At 72.1% G+C, this 16,519-nt stretch carries 13 protein-coding genes; 7 read left to right on the top strand and 6 right to left on the bottom strand.

Features of this window, described 5'->3' with window-relative positions:
- Positions 1 to 70: 70 nt before the first annotated feature.
- Positions 71 to 562 carry an NUDIX hydrolase gene (locus AC1DUE_RS04850; protein WP_477038270.1) on the bottom strand — a complete coding sequence of 164 codons (492 nt, stop codon included), beginning with the start codon at positions 560 to 562 and terminating at the stop codon, positions 71 to 73.
- Positions 563 to 712: 150 nt separating this feature from the next.
- Positions 713 to 949, bottom strand: coding sequence for a hypothetical protein (locus AC1DUE_RS04845; protein ID WP_477038269.1), 237 nt, complete (start codon positions 947 to 949; stop codon positions 713 to 715).
- Positions 950 to 1,275: 326 nt separating this feature from the next.
- Here AC1DUE_RS04845 and AC1DUE_RS04840 point away from each other — a divergent pair, with 326 nt between their 5' ends.
- From AC1DUE_RS04840 to AC1DUE_RS04825, 4 genes are all read left to right on the top strand, one after another.
- Positions 1,276 to 2,925 carry a glycosyl hydrolase family 18 protein gene (locus AC1DUE_RS04840; RefSeq protein WP_477038268.1) on the top strand — a complete coding sequence of 550 codons (1,650 nt, stop codon included), beginning with the start codon at positions 1,276 to 1,278 and terminating at the stop codon, positions 2,923 to 2,925.
- 112 nt (positions 2,926 to 3,037) lie between these two features.
- Positions 3,038 to 4,546, top strand: a complete 1,509-nt coding sequence (locus AC1DUE_RS04835; protein ID WP_477038267.1) for an outer membrane protein assembly factor BamB family protein — start codon at positions 3,038 to 3,040, stop codon at positions 4,544 to 4,546.
- Positions 4,547 to 4,550: 4 nt separating this feature from the next.
- Complete coding sequence (locus AC1DUE_RS04830; protein WP_477038266.1) at positions 4,551 to 6,017, top strand: outer membrane protein assembly factor BamB family protein; 1,467 nt, start codon at positions 4,551 to 4,553, stop codon at positions 6,015 to 6,017.
- A 9-nt stretch (positions 6,018 to 6,026) separates the two neighbouring features.
- On the top strand, positions 6,027 to 7,565 hold the full coding sequence (locus AC1DUE_RS04825; RefSeq protein ID WP_477038265.1) for an outer membrane protein assembly factor BamB family protein: 1,539 nt from the start codon (positions 6,027 to 6,029) through the stop codon (positions 7,563 to 7,565).
- An 18-nt stretch (positions 7,566 to 7,583) separates the two neighbouring features.
- On the opposite strand, the gene AC1DUE_RS04820 is transcribed toward AC1DUE_RS04825, so the two are convergent.
- On the bottom strand, positions 7,584 to 8,894 hold the full coding sequence (locus tag AC1DUE_RS04820; protein WP_477038264.1) for an NAD(P)/FAD-dependent oxidoreductase: 1,311 nt from the start codon (positions 8,892 to 8,894) through the stop codon (positions 7,584 to 7,586).
- Between the two features lie 77 nt (positions 8,895 to 8,971).
- On the opposite strand from AC1DUE_RS04820, the gene AC1DUE_RS04815 reads away from it, so the two are divergent.
- Positions 8,972 to 10,450, top strand: coding sequence for a glycosyltransferase family 39 protein (locus tag AC1DUE_RS04815; RefSeq protein ID WP_477038263.1), 1,479 nt, complete (start codon positions 8,972 to 8,974; stop codon positions 10,448 to 10,450).
- A 176-nt stretch (positions 10,451 to 10,626) separates the two neighbouring features.
- Positions 10,627 to 12,618 carry a glycosyl hydrolase family 28-related protein gene (locus AC1DUE_RS04810; protein ID WP_477038541.1) on the top strand — a complete coding sequence of 664 codons (1,992 nt, stop codon included), beginning with the start codon at positions 10,627 to 10,629 and terminating at the stop codon, positions 12,616 to 12,618.
- 260 nt (positions 12,619 to 12,878) lie between these two features.
- On the opposite strand, the gene AC1DUE_RS04805 is transcribed toward AC1DUE_RS04810, so the two are convergent.
- Positions 12,879 to 14,234: an alpha-amylase family glycosyl hydrolase gene (locus tag AC1DUE_RS04805; RefSeq protein WP_477038262.1), complete on the bottom strand. Its 1,356-nt coding sequence runs from the start codon at positions 14,232 to 14,234 to the stop codon at positions 12,879 to 12,881.
- Positions 14,235 to 14,353: 119 nt separating this feature from the next.
- On the opposite strand from AC1DUE_RS04805, the gene AC1DUE_RS04800 reads away from it, so the two are divergent.
- On the top strand, positions 14,354 to 15,463 hold the full coding sequence (locus tag AC1DUE_RS04800; protein WP_477038261.1) for an LLM class flavin-dependent oxidoreductase: 1,110 nt from the start codon (positions 14,354 to 14,356) through the stop codon (positions 15,461 to 15,463).
- A gap of 118 nt (positions 15,464 to 15,581) precedes the next feature.
- Here AC1DUE_RS04800 and AC1DUE_RS04795 read toward each other — a convergent pair whose 3' ends face one another.
- Together AC1DUE_RS04795 and AC1DUE_RS04790 are read right to left on the bottom strand one after the other, a co-directional pair.
- A complete protein-coding gene (locus AC1DUE_RS04795) occupies positions 15,582 to 15,932 on the bottom strand; it encodes an MmcQ/YjbR family DNA-binding protein (protein WP_477038260.1) in 351 nt (116 codons plus the stop codon).
- Between the two features lie 183 nt (positions 15,933 to 16,115).
- Positions 16,116 to 16,519: HNH endonuclease signature motif containing protein (locus AC1DUE_RS04790; RefSeq protein ID WP_477038259.1), on the bottom strand; the 404-nt coding region annotated here is incomplete at its 5' end.

Genomic DNA, 16,519 nt, shown 5'->3' with positions numbered 1-16,519 from the left:
GAGTATCGACCGGAGTCGCCCAAGAGTTGAGGAATCGGCAGGATCCACCCGTTCCGCCCATCACTGCACGTCAGAGCGCCGATCGCTGCCCGTCGACGAGCGCGACGAGCCGCTCGACCAGCTCGCCCTGCCCGTTCACGACGAGGGCGACGGCCTCCGCCGGAGCGAACCAGCCCACACGGTCGATCTCGGGCACCTCGATACGGCGCCCCGACCGCGGCGGCCACTCGATCTCGACGGTGTTGCTGACGGCGTCGGCGGGGTCGAACACACCCTCGCGCGCCCACGCCGTGACGAGCTTGCCGGACTTCTGCCGGATGGTGCCGAGCGCGAGGTCGGGGACGTCGGAGGCGGGTGGCGGCGCACCGAGCTCCTCCTCGAACTCGCGCAGGGCGGCGGCGTACGGGTCCTCGTCGGGCGACGGCTCGCCCTTCGGGATGGTCCAGGCGCCGGCGTCCTTGCGCGCCCAGAACGGCCCGCCCATGTGACCGAGGAGGACCTCGAGGCCGGCGCCGGGGACTCGTCGGAACAGCAGGATCCCTGCACTGGTCGGTGTGGGCATGGCCCCAGGATGTCAGGCGCCTCCGACGTGCGGGTGCAGCTGTGCTTCCCCGCGGCCTGGACGGGGGCGGGCTTCCCGGGGGCGCCTCAGACGTGCGGGTGAAGCTGTGCTTCCCCGCGGCCTGGACGAGGCGGGCTTCGCGGGGGCGCCTCAGACGTGCGGGTGAAGCCTTTCCGTCTCCGCGCCCAGCATCAGCTCCAGCACGTGCAGCCGGCCGCGGGCGCGGGCGGTGACCTCGTCGTCGTGCTGGCGACGGACCGAGTCGTACTCGCGGTGGGACCTGGCCGTCGCGCTGGCCAGCTCGAACCAGGTGGCGTGCGCGTGCTCCGCGCGCACCTGCGCCTCGAGCTCCGGGTCTACCTGGAGCTGTTCGTCGGTGACCGTCATGTCGGCTCCCTCGCCTCCGCCTGCTCCTCCATCTTTCGGCCGCTCGGCCCCGCAATCGCACCGACACGCGGAAGGTTCGCCCGGTCGGCCGAGGAGAAAGTTGTTCGTCTTACAAGGGCGGTGGGCCTCGTCGGGGGATACATCCCGCGTTGTGACGTGGACCGATGTCCAATTTTGTTGGGAATTGTGTTCGAACAGGTGGTGCCACCTGCCGCTCGCGGGAGCCGTTGCGTGCACCGGGTGAAGCCCGTTAGCGTCCGATATGAACCATTAGTACACACTCCTTACATATTCCACGCAACGACGATGGACAGGGGACGAGCACAATGGCACCCACCCGACAGACCCCTCCTGGCGCAGGGCCCGGGCCGAGCACCGGACGACGGCGTCCCGCGCTGGTCACCGTGGCCCTGGCCGCGGTGACCACCCTCATCGCGACCCTCCTGATCGCCCAGTCGGCCTCCGCGGCCGGCAGCGTCACGGCGACCTTCACGTCCCAGGGCGACTGGGGGACCGGCCACCAGGTCGCCGTGACGGTCACCAACGGCACGTCCGCCACGATCAACGGCTGGACGCTCGAGTTCGACCTGCCGTCCGGCGCGACGATCAGCAGCTCGTGGGACGCGGACGTCACACGGTCGGGCAACCACTACAAGGCCGTGAACAAGAGCTGGGCCAGCACGCTCGCGTCCGGCGCCTCGATCACCTGGGGTTACGTCGGGACAGGTCCGTTCAAGGCCGCGACGAACGTCTCGGTGAACGGCGGCGGCACCACCAACCCGCCGACGACACCCCCGACGACCCCGCCGACCACGCCTCCCACGACTCCTCCGACGACGCCTCCCACGACGCCCCCGCCCGGCGGTGCGAAGGTCGTCGGCTACTTCGCGGAGTGGGGCGTCTACGGCCGCAACTACCACGTGAAGAACATCGAGACGAGCGGCGCCGCGAGCAAGCTGACGGCGATCCTCTACGCGTTCGGCAACACGACGAACGGGCAGTGCTCGGTCGGCGACTCGTACGCGGACTACGAGAAGGCCTACACCGCGGACCAGAGCGTGGACGGCGTGGCCGACACGTGGGACCAGCCCCTGCGGGGCAGCTTCAACCAGCTGAAGAAGCTCAAGGCCAAGCACCCCGGCCTGAAGGTCATCTGGTCGTTCGGCGGCTGGACCTGGTCGGCCGGCTTCACGCAGGCCGCCCAGAACCCGACCGCGTTCGCGAGCTCCTGCTATAACCTGGTCAACGACCCGCGATGGGCCGGCGTCTTCGACGGCATCGACATCGACTGGGAGTACCCGAACGCCTGCGGCCTGCAGTGCGACTCGAGCGGTCCGGCCGCGTTCAACACAGTCATCACCGCGCTGCGCAACAAGTTCGGCAGCTCCCAGCTCGTCACCGCGGCGGTCACGGCCGACGGCAGCAACGGCGGCAAGATCGACCTCGCCGACTACGCGACCGGCGCGCAGAAGCTCGACTGGATCATGCCGATGACGTACGACTACTTCGGCGCGTTCAACCCGTCCGGCCCGACGGCGCCGCACTCGCCGCTGACGACCTACCCGGGCATCCCGACCGCGGGCTTCAACTCCGAGGCAGCGATCAACAAGTTCATCAGCAAGGGCGTCCCGGCCAGCAAGATCCTGCTCGGCGTCGGCTTCTACGGCCGCGGCTGGACCGGCGTCACGCAGTCGGCACCCGGCGGCTCGGCCACCGGCCCGGCGTCCGGCACGTACGAGCAGGGCATCGAGGACTACAAGGTCCTCAAGACCAGGTGCCCAGCCACCGGCACCGTCGGCGGTACCGCGTACGCCAAGTGCGGCTCCGAGTGGTGGAGCTACGACACCCCGAGCACGATCGCCGGGAAGATGTCGTGGGCCAAGGGCAAGGGGCTGGGCGGCAGCTTCTTCTGGGAGCTGTCCGGCGACACCTCGAACGGCGAGCTGGTCTCCGCCGTGTCCAACGGGCTGAAGTAGGCCCCACGCACCACCGAGGCCCGGTCGCCCCCTCCGGCGGCCGGGCCTCGGTGCGCCTGGATCACCCACCCTCGACGGGCCGTGCCACCGTCCACCGGGTTAGCCTCCGAGGATGGGGCATCGCAGCCGCATGCAGTCCGTCGAGCTCCTCGACGACGATGCTCGTCACGACGTCCGCGCGTCGGACGTGCCCTCGCCGCGCGCCTCCGCTGCGGTGCGACGCGGTGGCCGTGTCCTGCTGCCGGCGGCCGCCGCAGTCGTCCTGGCGCTCGTCGGGACGCAGGCCGTCCTGCTCCACCGCGATGCCGCCGCCGAAGCCCGCATCCAGTCGCTGCCGGGGATCGTCCACGGGATCGACGCGGACGTCGCCGCTCTGTGGCGCGTCGACGAGCGGGACCTGGAGTTCGTCGACCGGTCCGTGAGCGTCGGCGGCAGCGTCGTCGGGGTGCGGACCGCGCTCGACGGGTCGCAGCGCGTCGAGGCGGTCGACGCCGCGAACGGCCGCAGCCAGTGGTCGGCGCCGTTACGGGGACCGGACCCCGAGCTCGCGCTGCGCGGCGGAGTCGCCACCCGCAGCGCGTGCGAGACCGTCCCGTCGGCCTCCGACGGCGACCCGGTGCTGGTGGCGTGCCTGGGCTCGGACGCCGTCGTCAGCATCGGCGACCGCAACCGCACCACCTACGTGCGCGCACCCGAGCGGTCCCACGTGGTCGTCGTCGACACCGCCGACGGGCGCGTCGTCTCCGACCAGCCGGGTACGGCCGCGATCGACCTCACGACCCTGCCGGGCCTCGTCGTGCTGGGTGCACCCGGGGGCGACGGCCATGCGGAGGTGACCGCGCAGGACCTGCTCACCGGCGGCCGTGTCTGGAGCCGCACGTCGCCGCCGCCCGGCATCGACCCTGCCGGTGACGTCGGCGGCTTCCGGCTGTTCCGCCTCGGCGACCTGGTGGGCGTCCAGGAGGCCCGACGCCAGGTGACGTTGCTGTCGTCGGCCGGCGAGGTGGTGCGCGAGCGGACCGCCGTGCTCGACGGGACGCCGGTCGTCGTCGGCAAGGATCGGCTCGAGCTGCTCACAGGGTTCGGCGAGGGGCGTCCGACGACGACGATCGTGCGGCCCGGCCGGCCCGACGCGGTGGTGCCGGGGTACCTGCTGCAGCGGTCCGTCGACGACGGCAGCCTGCCGGGCCTCGAGCTCACCTACGGCTCGACGATGCGGGCCTGGGACGCGGCCGGCGGCGACCCGCTCTGGGAGTCCGACGGGCCTGTCGGCGGACCGACGATCGTGCTCCACGGGCTCGTCATCTGCCTGAGCGGGGCGAGCGAGGGCGAGGTGCTCGCGTTCGACGGCCGCACCGGGGCGCTCGTCTGGACCGCGAACGCGGGCACGCTCGACCAGACCCCCACGCTCCTGACCGACGGGACGTCGCTGATCGTCGCCAACTCGCCGGCCATCGGCGAGACGGTCGGCACGTTCGACGCGTTCGCGCTCGACACCGGGGAGCGGACCTGGAGCACCGGGACCACGGACCTGCTCGGTCCGGTGACCGTCCGCGGCGACCTGCTCGTCTCGGCCTCCGACGACGAGGCCGTCGTCCTCGGCAGTCCGGACGCGGGATGAGGCCATGAGCCGGCACGGGATGCAGACGGTCGAGCTCGAGGACACCCGGCCTCCCGTCCTGCCTGTCGCACCACCACCGCGCAGACGCCTGCGCTGGTGGTGGCTGGCGGCCGTCGCGACGGTAGCCGCCGCGGGCCTCGTCGGCACCCAGGCCTTCTTCGACGCCCGGCAGCGCGCCGCCGTGGCCGAGTTCGCCGCGGTGCCCGGGGTCGTGACACCGGTCGGCTCGGACGTCGGCGTGCTGTGGCGACCGCCCGAGGCGCTGTCCGGGCTCGTGCTCGAGGGCATCGTCGCGGACGGCGCGTTCGTGGGGCTCAGCGTCGCCGACGACGGGTCGCAGTCGGTGCTCGCGGTCGACCAGCGCACGGGCGACCAGCGGTGGTCCACGTCGATCTTCGGTCCGGACGCGTCCCGTGCGCTCTCGCTCGACCGGCGCGTCGCCGGCCGGTGCGCGTCCGCGTCGGAGCACCAGGTCGCGTGCCTGGTCAGCGACGGCTTCCAGCACTTCGACAAGGCGAGCAGCCCGGCCGTCGTCCCCGCCACGACCACCCGCGTCGTGGTCGTGGACACGCGCGACGGCCGGATCGTCGCGGACCACGAGGCCACCGGCGCGACGTCGATGGCCGTGCGCCCCGCCTCCTACGCGTCGGACGGCTCCGGCGCCGCGGGTCTGGTCGTCCTGTCCGCGCCGGGTTCGGGCGTCACCGGGCAGGACCTGCTGACCGGCGAGCGGCGCTGGCACTACACGCCGCCCAGCGCGGGCGAGGACCTCAGCCAGGCGGCGTTCACCTCGGCGGTCCAGGTCTTCGCCGCGGGCGACCTCGTCGGCGTGACCAACCCGGGCTGGTCGGTGGCGCTCCTCGATGCGTCGGGCGACCTCGTGCGCGAGCCGATCCCGGCCATCGCGGGGTACCGGTACGACGAGGCGACAGGCGTGCTGGCGCTCCTCAGCACCACGGAGTCCGGGCAGGTCCGCTCGACGCTGGTGCGCACGGGTCGCGACGAGGTCGACCTCCCGGGCAACTTCCTCGACGTCGCGGTCGACGACGGTTCGGTGCCCGACCTCGTCCTCACCTCGGACTCGTCGCTGCGCGGCTGGGACGCGCGCACCGGCGAGCCACGCTGGACCGCCGACGAGATCGCGACGGGCTCGGCGCTCGTCCTGCGCGGTCGCGTCTACGTGCCGACCATGACCGGAACGGTGGCGCTCGACGGCCGCACCGGGTCCATCGTCTGGCGCTCGACCGTCACCCCGGGCCACGTGCCCGGATCGCTCGCGACCGACGGCTCCACGATCCTCGTCGCGGACCAGCCCGTGGCCGGCGAGGACCGCAGCGAGCTCGTCGCGTACGGCCTCGACGACGGCCATCCGGTGTGGCACGCGCCGCTGCCCGACGGCATCCGGTCGAGCACGTCGGTCGATCGGGTGCTTCTCGGCCTGACGACAGACGGCGTCGCCGTCCTCGGCTAGATTCCCGAGATGGCGCGCGGGGGTGGGATGCAGGACGTCGAGCTCGATGACGGGCCCGGGCCGGTCGACGCCTCACCCGCGCGGCGCACGGGGCGACGCCGATGGTGGTTGCCGGCCGTCGCGGCCGCCGTGCTCCTGGGCGTGGTGGGTGTCCAGCTCGTCGCGGACGCACGCGAACGGGCCGCGGTCGCACGGCTCGCCCAGGTCCCCGGCGTCCTCGCGCCCGTGCACGAGACGCTGCCCGTCGTGTGGCGGTCGCAGGCGGTCGGACAGGCCCTGTGGAGCGTGGTCGTCGTCGGCGGCGCACTGCTCGGCCCGACCGTCGACGACGACGACGGCTCGCAACGGCTCGTCGCGCGCGACCTGGCGACCGGCAAGGTGCTCTGGACGACCGAGCTGTTCGGCCCCGACCCTGGCCGCGCGGCTGCCATGGCACAGGACGGCGCGTCCGTTCCCGAGTGCGTACCGACGACCGTCGGACCCGAGCCGGCACGCCTCGCGTGCCTCGTCAGCGACGGCTATGTCGTGTACGGCCAGGACGGTCAGGTGACCGACGTGCCCGCGACGCAGACGTTCGTGCGCGTCGTCGACACGGCCGACGGCTCGCCGGTCGCCCAGTGGGCGGCGGACGGCGGCTCGCTGGCCGTCCTCGACGACGTCGCCGTCCTGGCGACCTACGACGCCGACGCCGGGATCACGCTGGACGGCCGGGACCTGTCGACGGGTGAGCAGCGCTGGACGGCACGCGTGCCACCGCCCGCGGGGGACGTGGTCGGGTGGTCCTCGAGCTGGCCGCCGTACGTGTACCGCGTCGGCGACTACCTCGCGGTCTTCGGGTTCGACGGTGGTTCCGAGCTGTTCGACGCGACCGGGCGATCTCCCGACGACGAGCTCGTCGGAGGGGCCGACGGACCACGCGCCGGACAGTTCCAGGAGCTGCCGGGGAGCGGCCGCGTCGTGTTCAGCTCGCAGGGCGAGCCGGGCCTCTCCTCGAGCGTCGTCCTGGCCGACGACCGCCCGGGTTTCGCCTTCGACGGGGATCCGGTCGTCCCCACCTTCGACGACGGCAGCCTGCCAGATCTGCTGCTCGTCGCAGCGGTTGTCGCCCCGTCCGACGGCGGTGGCGGGGCGACCGTGCTGACCGGTCGGGACGCCGAGACAGGCGACGGGCGGTGGACGTCGGAGGTCGTGGCTGACTACCAGTTCCCCGGTGCGCTCGTCATGCGCGGCAAGGTCTTCCTCCAGACCACGGACGGCCTGGCCGCGGTCGACGGTCGGACAGGCGAGAAGCTCTGGACGGCACCGTCCCCGAAGAGCTCGATGTTCGGCGAGCTCATGACCGACGGTCGCCACCTCCTCGTGACCCTGAGGAACGCCAGCGACGGCCGCATCGGGGACCTCGTGGCGCTCGACCCCGCGACCGGCGAGACGGACTGGCGCTCCCGGGTTCCCGACGGCATCGAGTCGTACTACCCCGTGGGTGGTGCTCTGCTCGGCGTGCGCACGGATGCGTTCGGCAACGCGACGGAGGTCGTGCGGTTCGGCTGACTCCCGCCGTGCTGCGACTCAGTGCCCGGCCGTGTGCTCCGCGGACGCGAACCGCGCCTGGCCCGGCTGCACCAGGCCGAGCTGCGCGGGCACCGGCCGGCTGACCAGGTTGAGCGCCCAGTCGGCGGCGATGCGGGCACGGTTGGCCATCGAGGGGACCGCGTACAGGTGGTAGGCCTTCGCGACGATCTTCGCGGGCAACCCGGTCAGCGGGATCCCGAGCGGCCGCGCCACCGCGCTGCGTCGTCCGAGGTCGGCCACGAGCCCGAGGTCGTGGTGCCGGTACTCGATCGGCTCCCCGTGCCCGAGGCTCGCCGCGATGTTGTGCCCGAGGACCACGCCCATCCGCTGCGCGTGCTGCGCGGTCGGCGGGTAGGCACGGTGCTGCTTGTCGTAGGGGTCCGGGGCGGACGCCGAGTCGCCCGCCGCCCAGACGCCGGGCTCCCCGGGCACCTGGAGCTGGGAGTCGACGACGAGCCGACCTCGCTCGACCGCGTCACCGAGCGTCCCGACGAGCGGCGGCGGCGTCACGCCCGCGGTCCAGAGCACCGTGTGGGAGGGGATCGTCTCGCCGTCGGACAGGATCACGTGGTCGGGCGCGATCTCGGTGACCGACGTGCTGAGCCGGACCTGCATGCCGCGCGCCCGGATCTGGTCCAGCGCGAACTCGCCGAGGCGCGGGCCGAGCTCGGGCAGCACCGCCGGCGCGACGTCGACCAGCAGCCAGGTGACGTCCTCGGTGCGCAGCCGCGGGAACCGGTCCAGCTGCGCGTGCGTCATGACCTGCAGCTGCGCGGCGGTCTCGGTGCCGGCGTACCCGGCGCCGACCACGACGAACGTGAGGCGGGCCCGTCGCTCGGCCAGGTCGTCCGTGGCGTCGGCGATCTCCATCTGCCGCAGCACGTGGTCGCGGATGTAGACGGCCTGCACGAGGGTCTTCAGGCCGAGCGCGTGGTCCTCCATGCCGGGGGTGGGCAGTCGTCGCGTCACGGACCCGACGGTCATCGCGAGCCGGTCCCACGGCAGGACGAGCGGGTCGGCCAGGTCGCACGACACGTCGATCGTCCGGTCGATCGTGTCCACCGACTCGACCAGGCCCTGCACGATCCGTGCCCGTCGCAGGGCCGAGTGCAGCGGGATCGCGATCCGTCGCGCGTCCAGCCGCCCGGCCGCGACCTCGGGCAGCAGCGGGGAGTAGCAGAGGTGGTCGGTCGCGCTGACGATCGTCAGGTCGGCCGCCCCGGGCGGGATCAGCCGCTCGAGCGTGCGGGCCGCGAAGAAGCCGGCGAACCCGCTGCCGACGACCACGACGTGCGGACGCGTGCTCATCTCCACCTCCTGCTCTACCCCCAGGAGCGACCGTAGCCGCTATGTCCTGTTTCCGGGCACCTCGCTACGCTCCCTGTGTGGTCGCCACCGACGCCGGTCGGCGTCGGGATGGGCCGCCTCCCGTCGCGTGGCCGTGGGTGCTCGTCTCCGCGGGTCTGCTGCTCGCGGTGCTGGTCGCGTTCGCGTCCCGCTACGGTCCGCACCGCGACGAGCTCTACTTCCTCGCCGCCGGCCGCCGCCTCGCCTGGGGCTACCCCGACCAGCCGTCCCTGACGCCGCTGCTCGCGCACCTCGCCGACCTCGTCGCGCCGGGCTCCCTCGTGGCCCTGCACGTGGTCCCCGCCCTCGCCATGGCCGGCGTCGTCGTGCTGTCGGCGCTCACCGCGCGCGAGCTGGGCGGTGGGACGGCGGCGCAGGTCCTGACGATGGTCGCGACCGGCTGCGGCGTGGTCACCGCGATCCTCGGCCACATGCTGTCGACGACGACGATCGACACCCTCTTCTGGGTCGCGCTGGTGTACGCCGCGCTGTGGACCCTGCGCCGCGACCGCCCGCGCGGCTGGCTCGTCGTCGGTCTGCTGGCCGGGCTGGCGCTCGAGGACAAGCACCTGGTCGCGTTCCTGCTCGTCGGCCTGGTGGTCGGCGTCGCGCTCACGCCCCAGGTGCGGCACCACCTGCGCTCGCCGTGGGCGTGGGGCGGCGTCGCGATCGCGCTGGTGCTGTGGCTGCCCAACCTGGTGTGGCAGGCGACCAACGGGTGGCCGCAGGTGGAGCTCGCCGCCGACATCCGCTCCGAGTACGGCGGCCTGGTCGAACGTCTGTCGTTCCTCGGGCTGCTGCTCGTGCAGTTCAGCCCGGTGACCGCGGCCCTGTGGATCTACGGGCTCGTCCGGCTGTTCCGCGTCCCGTCCCTGGTCCGCGCGAAGCCGCTGGCATGGGCGTTCGTCTTCCTGGTCTTGGTGTTCTTCGTGACCGGGGGCAAGGCCTACTACGTGGTCGGCGCCGTGCCCGTGCTCATCGCCGCCGGTGCCTGCGGGCTGGTCGAGCGGTGGAGCACGCGCGGCGTCGTGGTGGCCGGTGCGGTCATCGGTCTGAGCGGGCTGCTCGTGTGGCCCGCGGGGCTGCCCGTCCTGTCCGAGCGGGCGTTCGGGGACTCGTTCTTCGCCGACATCAACGAGGACCAGGTCGAGATGATCGGCTGGCCGCAGCTCGTCGCGACGGTCGACGACGCGGTGGCCGCGTCGGGTGCCACGCACGTCGTCACCGGGAACTACGGCGAGGCCGGAGCGCTCGAGTGGTACGGCCTCGACGTGCCCGCCTACAGCGGCCACAACGGGTACGCGGCCTGGGGTCCACCCGCGGGGTCCGACGGTCCCTTCGTGCTCGTCGGCTACGACGGCGCACCCGCCTGGGCGGTCGGCTGCGAGGTCGTCGCGACCGTCGACAACGGGTTCGGCGTGGACAACGAGGAGCAGGACGGCGTCGTCCAGGTCTGCGACGGTCCGAACGGGACGTGGTCGTCGGTGTGGCCGCAGGTGACTCATCTGTCCGCATAGCCTCCGTCTGCGCATGGATTTGCGTAGTGAACGTAAGTTCTTGCAATTCGCCATTCGGTCTTGTCTCACATATCGTCGAGTCCCTACGGTGTGTCCGATATGCGGCGCGGTTCCCCACCGACGCCGTCCCGGCTGCGCAAGGAGGCGCTCCCGTGAGGACCCCCGTTCGACGATCTGTGTTGGCAGTCCCCGCCCTGCTCGCTGCGATCGCACTCGTCGCCCCCGCGACGGCCGCGTCCGCGCAGCCCGCCCCCGCGCCGCCCACCCCCGTCACCCGTGCGGCGCTCGACCCGTCCCTCGTCGCCGGTCGCGGCGCCGACCTCGGCTTCGTCGAGCAGGAGGCCGAGAACGCGGCCACCACCGGCACAGTGATCGGCCCCGACCGCACCGCCTACACGCTCCCCGCCGAGGCGTCGGGCCGGAAGGCGGTCAAGCTGGCACCCGGCCAGTACGTCGAGTTCACGCTGCCGAAGACCGCCAACGCGCTCACCGTCCGATACGCGCTCCCCGACGCCCCCAACGGCGGCGGCATCACCGCACCGCTGTCCATCGCCGTGAACGGCGGCCGCGCGACGACCGCCACGCTCACGTCGCAGTACGCGTACCTGTACAACCAGTACCCGTTCTCGAACGACCCCAACGCGGGCCTGCTGCACGCCGACTGGTGGATCACCGAGTGCGGCTGCGTGCCGGCGGCGACCACCCCGACGCCCACCATCACGACCCCGTTCCGGCCCATGCACTTCTACGACGAGCAGCGTGTGCTGCTCGGGCAGACCTACCGCGCCGGCTCCAAGGTCCGGCTCACGGCGTCGGCCGGTGCCGCGTGGACCGTCATCGACCTGCTCGACTCCGAGGTCGTGGGTCTGCCGACGATCAAGCTCAAGGCGGCGAACGTGCTGCTCTTCGGCGCCGACCCGTTCGGCCGCAAGGACTCCGCGGCCGCGTTCGACAAGGCGATCGCGTTCGCCAAGAAGGCGCACCTGCCGGTGTACGTGCCGCCGGGCGTCTTCCAGGTGAACCGGCACATCATCGTCGACGACGTCACGATCATCGGCGCCGGCAGCTGGTACACGGTCATCCGCGGCTCGGAGGTGGCCCTGGCCACGCCCGCACCCGACGGCTCCGTGCACACCGGCGTCGGGTTCTACGGCAAGGACGCGTCCGTCGGCGGCAGCCACAACGTGCACCTGTCCGGGTTCACCATCCGCGGCGACGTGCGCGAGCGCATCGACACGGACCAGGTGAACGGCGTCGGCGGCGCGCTGAGCGACTCGACGATCGACGGCCTGTACATCCAGCACACCAAGGTCGGCGTCTGGCTCGACGGGCCGATGAACAACGTGCAGATCACCAACTCGGTGATCGTCGACCAGATCGCCGACGGCGTGAACTTCCACACCGGCGTCACCAACTCGGCCGTCCGGAACACGTTCGTCCGGAACACCGGGGACGACGGTCTGGCCATGTGGTCCGAGCACGTCGGCAACGCCGGCAACACGTTCGACCACAACACGGTCCAGACGCCCACGCTCGCCAACGGCATCGCGATCTACGGCGGCACCGACAACACGGTGTCCGGCAACCTGATCGCCGACCCGCTGCGTGAGGGCTCAGCACTGCAGGTCGGTTCCCGGTTCGGCGCCGAGCCGTTCGCCGGGCACCTGTGGATCACCGACAACACGACCGTCCGCGCCGGCACCTACGAGCTGAACTGGAACATCGGCCTCGGCGCCATCTGGTTCTTCGCGCTGGAGAAGAACATCGACGCGGACATCCAGGTGGTCGGCGACCACTTCCTCGACAACACCTACAACGCGATCATGCTGGTGGCCGACTGGCCCGTGAAGGACCTGTACTCGATCACCAACCTGCACTTCAAGGACATCCGCGTCGACGGCACCGGCACCTCGGTGCTCAGTGCTCGGGTGGCCGGGTCCGCGACGTTCGAGAACGTGGACGCCCGCAACGTCGGTGCCGTCGGCATCAACAACTGCGGCACGTTCCACTTCACGTCGGCCGGGTCCGAGTGGTCCTCGATCGACGGTGGCGGCAACGACGGTGGCGGCACCACCGGGCCGTGGTTCGCCCCGTGGGAGCTGCCCAACACGATCACCTGCGACGACCGTCCGCCGGTCGTCGTGCCCCCGGCTCCCTCCGCCTGGTGATCCTCGGGTGGCGGGGCGGCATCCCCGTCCCGCCACCTGTCCGGCCAGCGGCGGCGAGTCCGCACCCTCGCCGCCGGCTGGTCCTGCGCGGCGAGGCGACGCCCCCTCCGACGTCGCCTCGCCGCGCATCTCCCTGATCCGCCCTGAAACCGGTGGCGCACCGACCACGGGAGAGCCGGTGCGCCACCCTCTCGCTCGAGTCGCCTGCTTCTGGAGCCCCACTTCGCTAGCCCTAATTCGCTAGCCCTACTTCTCGAGCCCTACTTTTCGACGACGGCCCACCCGTGCGCCTCGACCGCGCCGCGCGAGACGTCGCCGCTCGCGAGCAGCACCTCGCCGGCCGGGAGCCCGAGCTCCTCGTCCCCGATGTTGAGCGCCACGACGAGCGCGTCGTCGTTCCCCTCGTCGGTGGACCGCACCTCGTAGACGAGCTGGGTGTTGGACAGCTCCACCTGCGTGGTCCGCGCGTCGTGCAGCCAGGGGTGCCGCCGCCTCAGCCCGATCAGGTCCTGGTGCAACCGCAGGATCTCGGCGGCCCGGTCGTCCCGCTGCTGCGCCGCAGGCCCGTCCGCGGCGAACTCCGGCCGGACCGCGTCGTCGCCGCCCTCGCGCTCCTCCTTGACGCCCAGGAACCCCAGCTCGTCGCCCGCGTAGATCGACGGCGTCCCGCCCACCGTGAGCAGGACCACCAGGGCGTGCGGCAGGTGGCGCGGGTCGGTGATCTTGCTGGCGATGCGCGTGACGTCGTGGTTGCCGACGAAGGTCAGCGGCACGAAGGAGTCGAGGAACTCGTCGTGCCGCTTCAGCGACCAGGCCAGCTCCCAGAGGTTGCTGTCCTCGATCGAGCTCCAGATCGCCTTCCACAGCTCGTACTGCGTGAGGGAGTCGACGCCCGACTCGCTGACGAACCCGGCGTAGTCACCGTGGATGACTTCCGCGACGACCCACGCGTCCGGGTGCTCGGCCCGCACGCGCGGGAGCACCTGCGCCCAGAAGCTCGTCGGCACCGCGTACGCCGCATCCAGCCGCCAGCCGTCCGCGCCGCGGTCCAGCCAGTGGTTCATCACGCGGACCACGTAGTCGACGACCGACGGGTGCCCGTGGTCGAGGGTCACCAGCGAGCCGTGCCCCTCGAAGTCGACGAAGTCCGTCGGGCCGCCGCCGTCCACCCGCAGCAGCCACACCTCGTCCTGCGACCGTCCCTGCGCCGCCTCGACCGATCGGCGCGCGATCGCCGAGGTGCGTCCGACGTGGTTGAACACCCCGTCGAGCAGCACCCTCAGCCCGCGCCGGTGCGCCTCGTCGACCAGGACGTCGAAGTCCTCGTCGGTGCCCAGCCGCGGGTCGATCAGCAGGTGGTCGACGGTGTCGTAGCCGTGCGACTCCGACGCGAACACCGGCCCGAGCGCGATCCCCGACGCCCCGGTCGCGATCACGTGGTCGAACCAGCTCACCATCCGTCGGAGCCTGTGCTCGTCGGGCGTCGCACCGTACCCGGGGCCGCCGGACTGCGGGTATGCCCCGACGAACCCCAGCGGGTACGCGTGCCACCAGATCGCGTGCCGCACCCAACCGGGCTCACGCGTCGGCGCCACGCTCTGCTCTGGGTCGCTCATCCGTCCAACCTAGTTCGGGTGCTGCATCCGAGCGATGAGATGCCGCGAGCCCCCACTTGTCCTGACCCGGCCGCACGACGACGATGCGCGCGTCTCCCACAGCAACCGGACAGGTCGACATGAGCTCCTTCCACTGGTTCCTCCCCACCAACGGCGACGGGCGGCACGTGGCCAACGTCGTCGCCGCGGCAGGTGTCGCGCGGCGCGTCCTGACCCGCCCCGCGTCGCTCGCCTACCTCGGCCAGATCGCCCGGGCGGCCGAGCAGTCGGGCTTCGACGCGGTCCTGACGCCCACCGGCGCGGCGTGCGAGGACGCCTGGATCACGACCGCCGCGCTCCTGCCGCTGACCGAGCGGCTCCGGTTCCTCGTCGCGTTCCGCCCGGGCTTCCTGCTCCCGACGCTGGCTGCCCAGCAGGCGGCGACGTTCCAGCGCCTGTCCGGCGGCCGGCTCGCGGTGAACATCGTCACGGGCGGCGACCCAGCCGAGCAGCGCGCGTACGGCGACACGCTCAGCCACGACGAGCGCTACGCGCGGACCGCGGAGTTCCTCGAGGTGTTCGGCGGGCTCTGGGGGCCGACGCCTCTCTCGCACTCCGGGCCGCACTACACGGTCGCCGACGGAGGCTTCCCGTCGTTGCCCGCACCGCGTCCGGACGTCTACTTCGGCGGTGCCTCGCCGGCCGCCGAGGCGGTCGCCGCCCAGCATGCCGACGTCTACCTCGCCTGGGGCGAGCCCATCCCCGCGCTGGTCGAGCGGGTCGCCCGGGTCCGCGCCGCCGCGGCGGCGCTCGGCCGCAGTCCGCGCTTCGGTGTCCGTCTGCACGTCATCAGCCGCGACACCGCCGACGAGGCATGGGCCGAGGCCGACCGCCTGCTCGCCGGGATGGACCCCGACGCCCGAGCCGCAGCGCAGGCCCGGTTCACGACGATGGAATCGGTCGGCCAGGCACGGATGACGAGCCTGACCCAAGGACTCGCCGATGTCGCGTCAGCCTTCGACCAGCAGGTCGGCCCGAACCTCTGGGCCGGGATCGGCCTGCTGCGCGAGGGCGCCGGCACCGCGCTCGTCGGAAGCCACGACGAGGTCGCCGACCGTCTCGTCGAGCTGGCGGCCGTCGGGTTCGACGAGTTCATCCTCTCCGGTTGGCCGCACGTCGAGGAGGCATACCGCGTCGGCGAGGAAGTCCTCCCACGCGTCGCGCTCCGCACGGCGGCGCAGCCGGCGTAGCTCACGGCTGGACCTTCCCTACGGCTGTGCAAACCTGCCCAGCTCAACCGCTCCGTGCAGGCGCGAGCACCCCGCCCAGCTCAACCGCCGCGAGCCGGTTCTCGTCCTTGTCCCGACCTCAGTCCCCGTCGGTCGGCCCCAGGTGCGAGTACCGCTTGCGCAGGACCGGGGGAGCGGCCCACCACCACGACTCGGCGAGATGTGCTTCCAGGGTCTCTGCGTCGACCGTCGCGAGCTGGATGAGAACCAGGTTCGTCCCCGCGTGATGGTCGGTCGTCGAGTACAGCCGAGGCATCTGCTCCACGAGAGCGAGCCGCTCGCCGTCGTCCTCGACCCGAACTGTCAGCCGCTCGCCGTCCCACATCCTCGCGACCATGTTCCGGTGGAACCAGGCCGGCTGCCCCCAGCTCTCGCGCTCGGTGACCTCAGGCAGCGCCAGAACCGCCCTCCGCGCATCGCCCTCGTCCATCCACCCATCCAACCGGCTGCCGCCGACAGAGGTCACGGACCAGGCGGCAACGAGCTGTCACCTCGGAAGGTGAGTCGGCGGTGCCTTAGTCGGGCCGGGCTTAGTCGGAACGTGAGCAGGAGCGCCCCCGGCCGTGGCAGGGCTGAGCCTCGAGAAGTGGTGCGTCAGGACGCTGGCCGGTTGCTAGAAGGGTGGTTCGTCGTCGTCCTCGTGGGGTCGGTGGCGGTGCTTGCCGGGTGGGCAGGTGAGTGTGTCGGGGTTGATGAGGAGTGGTGTGGGGTGTCGGGCGTAGGTGATGCCCTCGGGGCTGGTCCACCAGGTGACGCCGGTGGTGGGGTTGCGGTGCACGTTCCAGTGTTTCTTGGTCTTGGCCTGGTGGTGGTGCCTGCACAGGGCGTGCAGGTTGTCGGCGTGGGTCTGCTCGGCGGCGGGTCGGGTGGGGTCGTAGGGGGTGATGTGGTCGAGGTCGCAGCGGGTGGCGGGTTGTCGGCATCCGGGGAACGTGCAGGTCACGTCCCGGGCGATCACGGTCCGGGTCAGGTCCGCACCCGGCCGGTAGCCGACCGTCCCGGTGTCGATGACCAGCC

The organism is Cellulomonas sp. P4_A2, assembly GCF_056402515.1.
The sequence above is the reverse complement of the archived record's forward strand: the minus strand, read 5'-3'. Positions and strand labels throughout refer to the sequence as shown.

What these genes read in the sequence shown, in the direction of transcription:
- AC1DUE_RS04840 (WP_477038268.1), top strand. Translation starts at nt 1,276, where the DNA reads ATGGCACCCACCCGACAGACCCCTCCTGGCGCAGGGCCCGGGCCGAGC.
- AC1DUE_RS04795 (WP_477038260.1), bottom strand. Translation starts at nt 15,932, where the DNA reads ATGGACGAGGGCGATGCGCGGAGGGCGGTTCTGGCGCTGCCTGAGGTC.
- AC1DUE_RS04830 (WP_477038266.1), top strand. Translation starts at nt 4,551, where the DNA reads ATGAGCCGGCACGGGATGCAGACGGTCGAGCTCGAGGACACCCGGCCT.
- AC1DUE_RS04820 (WP_477038264.1), bottom strand. Translation starts at nt 8,894, where the DNA reads ATGAGCACGCGTCCGCACGTCGTGGTCGTCGGCAGCGGGTTCGCCGGC.
- AC1DUE_RS04800 (WP_477038261.1), top strand. Translation starts at nt 14,354, where the DNA reads ATGAGCTCCTTCCACTGGTTCCTCCCCACCAACGGCGACGGGCGGCAC.
- AC1DUE_RS04835 (WP_477038267.1), top strand. Translation starts at nt 3,038, where the DNA reads ATGGGGCATCGCAGCCGCATGCAGTCCGTCGAGCTCCTCGACGACGAT.
- AC1DUE_RS04825 (WP_477038265.1), top strand. Translation starts at nt 6,027, where the DNA reads ATGGCGCGCGGGGGTGGGATGCAGGACGTCGAGCTCGATGACGGGCCC.
- AC1DUE_RS04845 (WP_477038269.1), bottom strand. Translation starts at nt 949, where the DNA reads ATGACGGTCACCGACGAACAGCTCCAGGTAGACCCGGAGCTCGAGGCG.
- AC1DUE_RS04850 (WP_477038270.1), bottom strand. Translation starts at nt 562, where the DNA reads ATGCCCACACCGACCAGTGCAGGGATCCTGCTGTTCCGACGAGTCCCC.
- AC1DUE_RS04805 (WP_477038262.1), bottom strand. Translation starts at nt 14,234, where the DNA reads ATGAGCGACCCAGAGCAGAGCGTGGCGCCGACGCGTGAGCCCGGTTGG.